This window comes from Dyadobacter sp. UC 10, assembly GCF_008369915.1.
GTDB lineage: Bacteria > Bacteroidota > Bacteroidia > Cytophagales > Spirosomataceae > Dyadobacter.
Map to the genome: position 1 here is coordinate 4,707,153 of NZ_VSRN01000001.1, position 12,661 is coordinate 4,719,813.

6 protein-coding genes are annotated in these 12,661 nt (G+C 50.3%); 4 read left to right on the top strand and 2 right to left on the bottom strand.

The genetic code is table 11. The features are described from left to right. Nucleotides 1-83: 83 nt before the first annotated feature. Both FXO21_RS19480 and FXO21_RS19485 read right to left on the bottom strand, forming a co-directional pair. Entirely contained in the window at nt 84-1,181 is a 1,098-nt protein-coding gene (locus FXO21_RS19480; protein ID WP_149641653.1) for a FecR family protein, read from the bottom strand. Nucleotides 1,182-1,265: 84 nt separating this feature from the next. Continuing rightward, nucleotides 1,266-1,877, bottom strand: coding sequence for an RNA polymerase sigma factor (locus FXO21_RS19485; RefSeq protein ID WP_149641654.1), 612 nt, complete (start codon nt 1,875-1,877; stop codon nt 1,266-1,268). 239 nt (nt 1,878-2,116) lie between these two features. Here FXO21_RS19485 and FXO21_RS19490 point away from each other — a divergent pair, with 239 nt between their 5' ends. The 4 genes from FXO21_RS19490 (at nt 2,117) to FXO21_RS19505 (ending at nt 12,625) form a co-directional block, all read left to right on the top strand. Then, on the top strand, nt 2,117-6,253 hold the full coding sequence (locus FXO21_RS19490) for a hybrid sensor histidine kinase/response regulator transcription factor (RefSeq protein WP_149641655.1): 4,137 nt from the start codon (nt 2,117-2,119) through the stop codon (nt 6,251-6,253). A gap of 302 nt (nt 6,254-6,555) precedes the next feature. Next, nucleotides 6,556-9,774 carry a SusC/RagA family TonB-linked outer membrane protein gene (locus tag FXO21_RS19495; protein ID WP_149641656.1) on the top strand — a complete coding sequence of 1,073 codons (3,219 nt, stop codon included), beginning with the start codon at nt 6,556-6,558 and terminating at the stop codon, nt 9,772-9,774. Nucleotides 9,775-9,813: 39 nt separating this feature from the next. Further along, nucleotides 9,814-11,439, top strand: coding sequence for a RagB/SusD family nutrient uptake outer membrane protein (locus tag FXO21_RS19500; RefSeq protein WP_149641657.1), 1,626 nt, complete (start codon nt 9,814-9,816; stop codon nt 11,437-11,439). Nucleotides 11,440-11,458: 19 nt separating this feature from the next. Next, a complete protein-coding gene (locus tag FXO21_RS19505) occupies nt 11,459-12,625 on the top strand; it encodes a glycan-binding surface protein (RefSeq protein ID WP_149641658.1) in 1,167 nt (388 codons plus the stop codon). The last annotated feature ends 36 nt before the right edge of the window (nt 12,626-12,661 follow it).

The window sequence follows — 12,661 nt, forward strand, 5'->3', positions numbered from 1 at the left end:
GCTTCTTTTTTTACAGGGTAGTAGTGGTCAGATTGTCACAGTTAAGGGGTTTAGGTAAATATTTTGGTTAAAAGATCTATTCGTCACTCGCAGCCTTTACCCGACACGACTATTTCCCCGTTCACGTACTCATAGCCGGCGTGAATCGCTTTGCATAAAAGTTTCAGTTTTTCATTCAAAGGCTCGCCGGTAAGCGAGGCGGTTACCGGACAGTTTCCGATAACGGTAGGATCATATACGATGGTGATACCGTACGTTTTTTCAAGGTCCGCAAAGATTTCGCCTGCCGGCTTTTCTTCGTATTCGAAACTCATTTCTTCACCGGGCGGAATCTGGGCGAGCTCCGGTTGCCCGCTCATCAGCACGATCCTGTTACCTGCATACAATGCCTTCTGATTCGCGGAAAGCACCAGTCCTTTCAGCGAACGGGTGGCCTTCACAGTCCTGGACTCCTCACTGCCTGCTTTGTACACCGAAACCCGCCCCGTGGTGACTGAAACCAGTACCTGCTGCTGATCCGGGTAGGCGCGCACGTTGAAACTGGTCCCCAGCACTTTGGTCGTAATCTGGTTAGCGTGGACATAAAACGGCTTTTCAGGATTTCGGGTGATTTCAAAGAAACCTTCACCAGTCAGATACACTTCCCGGGAATTCTTCTCAAACTCCTGCGGGTAGGAAAGCATGCTGCCTTTTTTGAGGATTACCGAGCTGCCGTCCGGCAGATTGATCAGTCTAACGGCCCTCGTCAGGTTTTTCACTTCAATCAAATCGTACTTTTCAGCCGCTTTCGCTACCAGGCTTGGATAACGTTCGTCCGAAATGTGGTTTCGGTTTATGAGCAGCCAGCCTGCCAGCAAAAGTAAGCCAGTGATGCTCGCCGCGGCGACCCAGGCGGGAATGTGAACCCAAAGCCTTGCCGGTTTCGGCTCCGCCGCATCGATTTTATTGAAAATGGATGCTTTGAGATGACTCAGTTCCGATTCTGATACCTGCGGCTGCGGCAGGTTTTGCGTCAGCAGCACCAGCTGGCGGGCTGCTTCCACATCCTGCCTTTTGAACGGATAGGTTTCAAGCCAGTTTTGCCAGAATGTCTCTGCCGCGATGTCCGTCGATTTCACCCAATGAATAAAAAAATCATCGCTGGCAAAATCCTCCGGCTCGTATTCCAGATATTCGCTCATTGGTATTTAAATAGGAAATAATATACCTTATAAAATACAGATGAGCAGAGCCCTGACTTACTACCAAAGAAAATGCAGATTTTTTCAAAATAATTTTTCAGCCAGCATTTGGCAGAAGAGCAGCCCGAGTACCAGGCTTTTCCGAAGCTTGGTCAGTGCGTTTTGGAGTGTATTGGCAACGGTTTGTTCTTTCAGATTAAGCATATCGGCGATCTCCCTGATTTTGAGGTCTGAATAGTATTTGAGCGAAATAATCTCGCGTTCCCGGTCTGAAAGCAGTTTCAGAGAATAAAGTATGCGGCGGCTGTGCTGCGTTTCGGTTTCCTGCAATACCCAATCGCTTTCCGCAGACGCCTGCTCGCCGATTATGGTTTCCAGATGTTCCGTTTCGGTACGGATAAGCGGAATGTTTGTCATTTGTTTTTGGATCGCCCGGCGAAGGCTGCGGTACAGATAAAATTTGACGCGCACCTGGGAAGCGAGGTTGCTTCGGTAAGTCCAGATGTCGACAAAGACATCCTGGATCGCATCCTTTACCAGCGTTTTATCGGCACAAATCCTGTATCCGTATACCATCAGTTGTTTCGCATAGGCATCAAAAAGGCTGCCCAGCGCATTTCTGTCGCCGTCGATTACGGCGGCCCAGAGCAGCTGATCCTTAACCCCTTCCTTTTCGTCGTAATGGTACCCGGGCATTTCTGATGGTAACTTTCAATGGTATTTTAAAGAAGATCAGAATGTGTATATCTACCGTTTGAAAGGTTCAGAAAATACAGGCGGCTGCCGGGTGAAGCCGCTCTTTCGGATCGGCGGGCCCGCAGCTAGGAACCTTGGCGGTAAATCATTTGCTATGGTAAGTCTGGGGATAGAATCACGGGGTGACCTGCTTTAAGAACAATATGTATTAATTGAGGTAAAAGATCCGTTTTTGTGCGATGCGAAGTTGGCTTTGGCATTTTTGCTGGATTGTAACCCTGGTATCGGGGCGGTTGGAAAAGGGCCTGGCCCAGTCCAATGAATACCAGTTTGCCCGCTACAACACCGAGCGCGGACTATCCCACAACCAGATCAACTGCTTCCTGAAAGACAGCCAGGGCTTTGTATGGATAGGGACAGCGAATGGTCTGAACAGGTTTGACGGTTACTCTTTCCGCGTTTTCAAGCACATCCCGGGCGATTCTGCTACCATTTCGGATCGGCGGGTCAATGCGATTTTTGAAGACCCGCAGGGTTTTATCTGGATCAATACGCAGATTGGTTTCGATATTTACGACCCCGTAACGGAACGCATTGAACATAATGCAGACCAGGCCGCCAAAAGGCTAGGCCTGCCCGATGCAAATTTCAGCCGCATTATCAGGACCCGCTCCGGCGACTACTGGATAAACCACAACCGGCTGGGGCTGCTCAAATTCCTTACACGTTCCAAAAAGCTGGTGAAGGTTAAATTCGGCCCGTCCGAAGACTCCTTTGCGCCCGCGAAACGGGTAATATCAGATTTTGACGAAGATGTCCAGGGTAACCTATGGGTAGTGTGCGACGACGGTTTTCTTGCGCGGGTCAATGCGCGGACGCAGCTCATCGACGTGCAGAGTGCATTGCTGCAAAGCCGCAACCTGGGAAATCTATCCAACCACAGGGTTTTTGTCGACGATGACGGTGAGCCCTGGGTATACATTGTGAAGGCTGCATTAGGGGCATTTTGTTTTGATTTCAAAAACAATACGCTGCGGGTTGCCAATACCGCCGAGCCGGATTTTCGCCTCAATAACAATACAGTCAGTGCAATGGTGGCCGGCCCGGACGGACGCATCTGGTTGGGAACGGACCACGGAGGTATCAATGTCATTGATAAAAAAAGCGGCAACGTATCGACCCTGCTATTTAACCCGGGCGACCCGAGAACGATCAGCCAGAACAGCGTGCAGGCGTTGTACAAAGACCCCACTGGCATGATCTGGGCAGGTACCTTCAAGAAGGGTTTTTGCAGTTACCACAAGAATATCTTCAAGTTTTCGCTGATCCAGCACGCACCGGGCGACCCTGGCAGCCTGCCTTTCGACGACGTCAATATGTTTGTTGAGGACCGCAAGGGTAATCTCTGGCTGGGCATGAACGGAGGCGGGCTGGTGTATTTTGATCGTAAAAACAATAGTTTCCGGCAGTACCGCAATATTCCGGGCGACCCTCAAAGTTTGAGTAACAATGTAATAGTCAGCCTGTTTCTCGATAAAAGCGATGTGCTGTGGATAGGTACGTACTTTGGCGGACTCAATAGTTTTGACGGGAAAAAGTTCACCCGCTATCTGCACGATCCCTCAGACTCCACGAGCCTGATCGACGACCGGGTTTGGGAGATTTTTGAAGATTCGCAGAAACGCCTGTGGGTAGGAACGCTGGCTGATGGGCTGGACCTTTTTGACCGAAACAAAAAGACATTCCGGCACTACCAGCGTGCGGCCCCCAATTCGGTCAGCTCGGACTATATTTCTGCGATGCTGGAAGACAGGCAGGGTAATTTGTGGATCGGTACTGCGAACGGAGTGGATGTTCTGATGCGGCAAACAGGCCGTTTTGTACATTATGCCAACAAGCCCGGCGATGGCACCAGTCTCAGCAGCGACGGGGTTACTTCGCTGGCCCAGGACGCTTTCGACAATATCTGGATCGGTACTTCCGAAGGACTGAACCGCTATGATGCCCGCACCAATGCGTTTGTGGCTTATGATACCCGCCACGGGCTGCCGGACAATTCTGTCCTGACCGTGGCTGTCGACGGAATGCAGAATTTATGGCTGGGAACACCTAAGGGATTGGTAAATATCAATATCTATAAGCGAACCGGCGGGATACCCGCAGCATTGCAGGTACGTACTTTCAATGAAGTGGATGGTTTGCAGGGGAGAGGGTTTAATGAGAATGCGGCGCTCCGGCTGCGCTCCGGCGAAATGGTGTTCGGCGGGGCGAACGGTTTCTCGATTTTCGACCCAAAACAAATTATTGACGAACAGGTCGCGGCCAGAGTTACGCTCACTGATTTTCAGATTTTCAACAAAAGTGTCCAGCCGGGGGAACTGTTGAGCGGAAAGGCTGTCCTGGAAAAATCCGTGTCCCAAACCGACCAGATTACCTTAAAACACAGCCAGAATGTATTCACGATCGAATTCGCTGCGCTGAACTATCTTCATCCTGAAAAGAACCATTATTTATACACCCTGGAAGGATTTAACGGGCAATGGTTTGAGGCGGATAATACCCGCAAAGTGACTTATACCAACCTCGACCCGGGTACCTACGTTTTCAGGGTCAAAATGAAAGAAGGTGGCGCATCCACCGAGCGCAGCCTGCGTGTGGTAATTTTGCCGCCTTTCTGGCGCACCCCCTGGGCTTACCTGCTCTATTTTCTGTTGGTGGCAGGCGCCCTGATGATCGCACGCTGGATACTGATTGAACGCGCACGGATGAATTTCAAGCTCGAACAGGAGCGACATTATGCCCAGCAAATGCACGAGCTGGATATGATGAAGATCCGCTTTTTTACCAATGTAAGCCATGAGTTCCGTACGCCACTCACGCTCATGCTTACGCCACTCGAAAATCTGCTGAAAAACATCCGCTCAGACCATGCGGTGCACAGGCAACTGTCACTCGTGCACCGGAACGCGCAGCGGCTGTTCAATCTGGTTACCCAAATGCTCGACTTCAAAAAGCTGGAAGTGGAGGAAACACAATTCAGGCCCGAGCGTGGCGATATTGTCCGGTTTCTCAGTCAGATCGCCCAGACATTTTCGGACCTTTCTGAGCATAAGCACATTCAGTACCGGTTTGAAAGTGAAGTAACGTCCCGCTACGCCGATTTTGACCAGGATAAATTGTCCAAGGTCATGTACAATCTGCTGTCCAATGCATTCAAATTCACGCCTGAGAACGGAGAAGTAACGGTTAGTCTGCGGGTAGTGAAGCGGGAAAGCGGGGAGAATCTGGAGATCAGCGTCGCCGATTCGGGGATAGGTATCCCGGAGGAGGCGCAGGCCAGGGTTTTCGAGCGGTTTTATCAGCATCCGATGCCCGATCATATTGTGAACCAGGGCAGTGGCATCGGGCTTTCCATTGCCGGCGAATTTGTAAGAATGCATGGCGGTACCATTGATCTGAAAAGCGCAGTTGGCGAAGGAAGTACATTCACTGTGACATTGCCTTTGCAGGAAAGCCCGCCCGCTATAACTTCCACGCCTGAGCCAGCAGCTTCGCCTGCCGAAGCATCTGCTATTGAAATTGAACTCCCCACCGACCGGCCTACCAAAAACAAGCCGCTTTTGCTATTGGTAGAGGATAACGACGAGTTCCGGGCATATCTGAAAGAAGTTTTTCAGAGAAGTTACGACATACTGGAAGCTCCGAACGGGAAGGCCGGGCTGGATGCTACGCTGGAACACATTCCCGACCTGATCGTGAGTGACGTGATGATGCCAGAAATGGATGGGATAGAGCTGTGCCGCATTATCAAAACCGACCGGCGCATTTCGCATATTCCGGTGGTGCTGCTTACAGCCCGGGCGGAGGAAGAGCAGCAGTTGCAGGGATACCAGACCGGCGCGGACGCTTACGTGACGAAGCCTTTCCGGCTGGACATTCTGGAAGTCAGGATCGCCAATCTGATCCGGCAGCGGGAGCAACTGCAGCAGCAGTTTCAGCAGCATGTAAAAATCCGGCCGAGCGAAGTTGCCGTCAGGTCGCTGGACGAGCAGTTTGTGAACAGCGCTGTGAAGGTAGTGGAAGCCAACCTGGCCAATCCGGAGTTTACCGTGGAGGAATTAAGCGATGCGATGTCGATGAGCAGGGTATACCTGTATAAAAAAATCCTTTCGCTGACCGGCAAGACGCCCATCGAATTTATCCGCATTATCCGTATCAGGCGGGGGGCAGGCCTGTTGGAAAAAAGCCAGCTGACCGTCTCCGAAATCGCCTACCAGATTGGTTTCAATAACCCTAAATACTTCGCGAAACTTTTCAAGGAGGAGTACCAGATGCTTCCGACGGAGTACCGGCGGCAGCAGGTTACCCAGGAATAGTACAAAAGATCAGTCTGATACTGACATATGCGGGAGCTTCACTTTCTCATTACCTGCTCACCTGCTTTTTCAGCTACAAATTTTTAAAATGGATTAAACGGCGAAAAACCAGCTTGATTTTTCGCCCCGGTTTACAAATGACACCCTATTTGTAAACATTTGGAACCCTTGCTGCAAGTTTTTTAAAGGCACATTTGTCCAACTATTCATTCGATTTGTACCAAATCCGGAGCCTAACCCAGCGGTATCGGAAAAGTATAAATCGGAGGTGAACAAATAGTCACTTTATAAAACCAAACAACATGCAACAAAATTTGTACGAAACAAGGCGGGTTAATCGCAGCTTGCAATTTCTCGCCGGGTTACTACGACCTCTCCTTCTTTCAGTGGGGATCATGGGCGCGGGCGTGGGTGCCTTTGCGCAGAGCGATGCCAAAAAAACAGTTACTGGTACCGTCGTTTCAGTAGACCAGGACGACGCTATTCCAGGCGCAAGTGTGGTGGTGAAGGGAACTTCCAACGGAACAACCACCAATACCCAGGGAGAGTTTTCGATCGAGGCGAGTGCGGGGAATACACTGGTGATCTCCTTCATCGGGTATGTAACCCAGGAGATCCCGGTAGGGAACAAAACGAAGATTGACGTCAGATTGCAGGAAAGTATCGCTGCGCTGGACGAAGTGGTGGTGGTAGGGTATGGTGAAATGAAAAAAACCGACGTATCCAGCTCTCAGGTGACTGTTTCCGGTAAGGACCTGAGCAAAACCATCAATACTTCCCTCGAACAGGGGTTGCAGGGACGGGCGGCTAACGTAATGGTCCAGCAAAATTCCGGTCAGCCGGGCGCTGCACCGTCGGTATTGATCCGGGGCCTCAGCTCACTGACAGGTACTACACAACCTTTATATGTAATAGACGGTGTGCAGATCAAGCCTGACAATATGAAGGACGATCCTAACAACCGCCCGTCGGGCTTTTCCAATATCCTTTCCAGCATCAACCCCGACGATATCGAAACGATCAACGTATTGCAGGGACCTTCCGCCACAGCGATCTATGGTGCGGTTGGTGCAAATGGTGTCGTGATGATCACTACAAAGCGCGGTAAGGCGGGTGAAGCAAAGGTTACGTTCAATTCGCTGGTGACCATTCAGTCGGAGCCGAAGCATATTGATGTAATGAACCTGCGGGAATACGCTCAATTCAGAAATGAGGCCGCCGCTGTGGGAAGTACTGCTACCGAACCGCAATTCGCAGATCCTTCGGTTTTAGGAGAAGGTACTGACTGGCAGGCTGCACTTTTCCGCCCGACTACCTTGCAGAAATACTCTGTGGGATTGAGCGGCGGTACCGAAAAGTCGACTTACTATCTTTCCGGTGAGTATTTTAATCAAAAAGGTATTGTAGAAGGTTCTGGTTTCAAACGGTACAATGGCCGTTTGAATTTGGAAAACCAAACGCGTAAATGGCTGAAAATCGGTGCCAATATGAGTGTTGGTATTACCGAGGAAAAAGTAAATACGAATAACGGCGGGATTATCCAGCTGGCATTGGACCAAAACCCAAGCGTACCGGTGACAAATCCCGACGGCAGCTGGGGCGGCCCGACTTCTACGCAATTCCAGTTCACCAACCCGGTCATGATCTCGAAGATCTACAACGATTACAACCGCCGGACCTCTATTCTGGGAAGTTTGTACGCAGATGTCAAACCTCTCAAAAACCTGACGTGGCACACAGAGGTGAACGGTAGCTCCGAATTTTTGAAATACTATTCATTCCATCCGTCTTACACAATCGGTGGGTACGTAGTATCACAGGATGCGGCTACTTCCAGAAGGGATGTGAACACAAATACCTGGTGGAGTTTGCACAGCCGGTTGAGCTACGACCTGAAATTAGGGCGGCACGGTGTCAATATTATGGCCGGTCACGAAGCGCAGGCATTCACTTATGAATCCCTTACTGCCAGTCGTAAGAAATTCATTACCAATACCATTGAAGAGCTTTCAGGCGGAGACGCGTCTGTTATTTCCAACGTAAGCAACAACTCCGGCAAAGGTTCGGGATCGCGCGAATCGTATTTCGCCCGTGTGAATTACAGTTTCAACGAGCGTTATTTCGTACAGGGAACGTACCGGATGGACGGATCTTCGGCATTCCGCGACGGACGGCGCTGGGGCAACTTCCCGGCAGTTTCGGTGGCATGGCGGGTTTCGGAAGAGCCTTTCCTGAAGAGCGTGAATGCGATCAATGACTTGAAACTGAGATTTGAGATAGGCCGCTCTGGTAACCAGGGAAGCGGCGGAAATGCGATCTATTCTACGCTGCAAACCGTGCCTACCGGCTGGGGAACGGGCTTTCTGGCTTCCAATTTCGCCAACGAGTTCCTGACCTGGGAAAAGGATGATGTGATCAACGGAGGTTTGGACCTGCACATGTTCAGCAACCGCGTGGAGCTGATCGTGGATGCCTATATTAAGAATATTACCAGCCTTATTACAGTTAATTCTTATCCGTTTACCTATGGCGGGGACATTGCTTACTCACCAGGCTACCTGAGCTGGCCGGCTGTGAACGCAGGTTCAATGAAAAACCGGGGTGTAGGTCTTACACTGAATACGGTGAATATCGACAAGGGCGGTTTCTATTGGAGAACCGGACTGAACCTTTCATTTGACCGAAATAAAGTTACCTCGCTCCTAAACCCGATCACGCCGATCTGGAATGCGACTTCGGTTGGTTTCAAAACAGAGGTAGGGCAACCTGCGAGTATGCTGACCGGCTATGTGGCAGAGGGACTTTTCCAGAATGCCGAAGATATCAAAAACCATGCGATCCAGACTTCAAATGCAGAGCTGACAATTAATCCGCAAACAGGCAGCTGGATCGGAGATACGAAGTTCAAGGACTTGAATGCGGATGGTGTTATCGACGCGGAAGACCGCACGGTGATCGGTAATCCGTGGCCGAAGTTTACATTGGGTTTCAATAACAATATGACCTATAAGAATTTCGAGCTCAACGCATTTCTGACCGGAAGTTTTAAAAATGACATCCTGAACTACCCGCGTTACCGGGCTGAAATTCCGGGTAACGGAGGGGTATTTGGTAACCAGTGGAAATCAGTTGCGAATTATGCCCGCCCAAGCACTTACGTAGCCGGTGAAGCAGAAACTGCGACATTGACTAATCCGGGTCACAATATCCCACGTATCGCACCGGGCGACCCGAATGGTAACAACCGGATGAATACCAATTTCATCGAAGACGGTAGCTATGTACGCCTCAAAAACATCACAGTGAGCTACAATTTCCCCAAGTCAATGCTGAAAGACTTTTTTATACGTGGGCTGAAAGCTTCGGTCGGTGCGCAAAACCTGTTTACCATTACCAAATACAAAGGCTATGATCCGGAGATCGGTATGGTGACTTATGGCGGAACCGTGATGGCAGGTGTAGATACTGGCCGGTACCCGTCTGTTCGCATGTATTCTTTCGGTCTGACGGCTGATTTTTAACCGATCCGATCCAACAACAATTTTAAAAGAGCTTTTTATATGCAAGTCAAAATCAAATTTTTAGCAGCTATCGGCGCATTGATGCTTATGCAGGGATGCAGCGAGGACTTCCTCGACCGCCCGCCGCTGGACGCACTTACCTCTGGTAATTTTTATAAAACCGATGCGGAAATTCTGGCAGGTACTGCGCCGCTTTACAATATTGTGTGGTTCGATTTCAATGATAAGGCAAATATGGCTTTTCAGGAAGCCCGCGCGGGTAACCTCAATTCGAACGACCGCACTGCCTACATCAAGCACGCGATCCCGTCGACGGACGTGAATACCCTATTGCCGGGCTACAAATCTTTTTACAAGATCATCGCGCAAAGCAATAACGCTTACAAGGCAATCAAGGAAGCGACCGGGAGCACGGCTTCTGCGGCTGTGAAGGCGCAGGGATTGGGGGAATGCCGCTTCATGCGGGCTACTGCCTACTATTACCTGGTAACCAACTGGGGTGCCGTGCCGATCGTGTACGACAACGTGGCACAGCTTAACGAAGCGCCTGTCCGTAACCGGATTGAAGATGTGTGGAAGCTGGTCATTCAGGATTACCGGTTTGCCGCAGAAAGCCTGCCTGCCACTGCTGATCAGGGAAGGTTGACCAAATATTCTGCCGAGGGAATGCTGGCACGGATGTACCTGATGCGCGCGGGTTTGAACCAGAACGGAACGCGTAACCAGTCGGATCTGGACAGTGCGAAATACTATGCCGGGGATGTGATTACCAAAAGCGGCCGTACACTTGCACCGACTTATGGGGAGCTGTTTGAAAGTGCGAATCACAACGCTTCGAAAAACAACCCGGAAAGTCTTTTCTCACTGCAATGGATGCCGGTAAGTAACCCGTGGGGAGTGAACAACTCGTTCCAGGCATACTTTGCTTACGATGCCAATATTACCACAACCGGCGACGGCTGGGGTGCGGCGCAGGGCCTTTCCGCTGATCTGGTAAAGTATTTTACAGAAAACCCGGCTGATTCGCTTCGCAGAAAGGCGATCGCGATGTTTGATAGTGACGTTTACCCAAACATTCAGAAAGCAACGGGCGGTTTGAAATATGTACGGCCGGCGCAACTTTCGGCCATTAAAAAATACATTGTAGGCTCACCGGCTGACAATGGTGGTTTGGGTGGATTTATGGCGGCCAATATCAATTCCTATATGTTGCGCCTTGCGGAAGTTTACCTGATTTATGCAGACGCAGTGCTGGGCAATGCCGCTACCACTTCCGATGCCAAAGCATTGGAATACTTCAATGCTGTTCGTAAAAGGGCTGGTATGCCAAACAAAACTTCGCTGACTTTCGAGGATATTTTCAAAGAAAGAAGAGTTGAGACTGTGTTTGAAGGTAACTCGTGGAATGAGGTCGTGCGGTGGTACTATTTCAATCCTGCCAAAGCAATCGCTTACACGGCTGCACAGCGCAGGGAAAACTACACGATGACTTATGTGCCGGGTTCTACCAACCCAAAAAAGTACACTGTAACCTATTCGCCGGCTGAATATTATCCGTTATCGGCCAACACGCTTTACCTGCCTTTCCCTGAGGGAGAACTGGTGAACGCACCTTCATTGAAAAACGAGCCGGTACCTTTCGATTTCAGCAAACTAGTTGACTAACCCTAATTTTAGACCAGCAATGAAATTAAAAAATATATTGAAAACGGCCCTGGGACTTTGTATGGCGGCAGGAATGCTGCTTTCGTTCCAAAGCTGTGATAATGATGATGTCGACGGTGCCCCTATGATCAGCAACGTCCGTCTGCTCGACCCAACCAAGGCCGATAGTTCGCTGAATGCGGCCGAGCCTGGCAGTCTGATCGTGATCCAGGGCCAAAACCTGGGCAGCGTGTTGAAAGTGTATTTCAATGACTTTGAAGCGACTTTCAATTCTGCATTAGGCAGTAACTCCAATGTGATCGTGACCATACCTGCGAATGCGCCTACCAAGGCTGTGGATCCGGCTGTCCCTAATAAGATCAGGGTGCAGACCAGGGGCGGAGAAGCCAGTTATGATTTTGTACTGACAGCGCCGACGCCGGTTCTTTCGGGTCTGTATTCCGAGTTTGTAAAACCGGGTGGAACGCTGGTAATCAACGGGGATTATTTCTATAATATCAAATCTGTCAAGGTCGGCGCAACCAATCTGGAAGTACTGAGCGCAAATGTGAAACAAATCACGGCGAAAATGCCTGCCACCGCGATGTCGGACATTGTTACTGTGGAAGGAGAGTTTGGGACGGTGAAAACGGGATTCAAAGTGAACGGTTCGGAGGGAGGTATGATCAATTTCGATGTGCCGGCAACCAGCTGGGGCTCGGAAGTATGCTGGGGCGCAGCGCCGATTATGCCGGCTACCGATCCGGGCGCAATATCCGGCAAGTATTCAAGGATCAAACAAACCAAGTTACCCGCAACCGGCTACGCCGACGCCTGGGTTTTCTCAACCTGCACGTTTGACTTCAAGTTAGCCGCCGGCCCGGCCGCAGACAGGCAATTCAAATTCGAGCACAATATTGCTGAGCCCTGGAAAGCAGGTAAATATGACATTACCATCGCGGCAGGCGGCAGTGAATATGTGTATTCGTTCCAGCCGTGGAATTCCACCGAATACGCCTCAACCGGTTATCAGACAAGCGGTTGGAAAACAGCTGTGATCGAGCTCTCGGAGTTCAAGAATGCAGCCGGTAATACGATTACCGATGTGTCTAAAATTACCGATCTGAAAGTCCTTTTCAACACTCCGGACGTAGCGATTGCCTCATTCAACGGCAGTGTTGACAATTTCCGGATTGTGAAGAAGTGACCCTCACCCCCGACCCCTCTCCCAAGGGAGAGGGGC

What these genes read in the sequence shown, in the direction of transcription:
- FXO21_RS19480 (WP_149641653.1), bottom strand. Translation starts at nt 1,181, where the DNA reads ATGAGCGAATATCTGGAATACGAGCCGGAGGATTTTGCCAGCGATGAT.
- FXO21_RS19485 (WP_149641654.1), bottom strand. Translation starts at nt 1,877, where the DNA reads ATGCCCGGGTACCATTACGACGAAAAGGAAGGGGTTAAGGATCAGCTG.
- FXO21_RS19490 (WP_149641655.1), top strand. Translation starts at nt 2,117, where the DNA reads ATGCGAAGTTGGCTTTGGCATTTTTGCTGGATTGTAACCCTGGTATCG.
- FXO21_RS19495 (WP_149641656.1), top strand. Translation starts at nt 6,556, where the DNA reads ATGCAACAAAATTTGTACGAAACAAGGCGGGTTAATCGCAGCTTGCAA.
- FXO21_RS19500 (WP_149641657.1), top strand. Translation starts at nt 9,814, where the DNA reads ATGCAAGTCAAAATCAAATTTTTAGCAGCTATCGGCGCATTGATGCTT.
- FXO21_RS19505 (WP_149641658.1), top strand. Translation starts at nt 11,459, where the DNA reads ATGAAATTAAAAAATATATTGAAAACGGCCCTGGGACTTTGTATGGCG.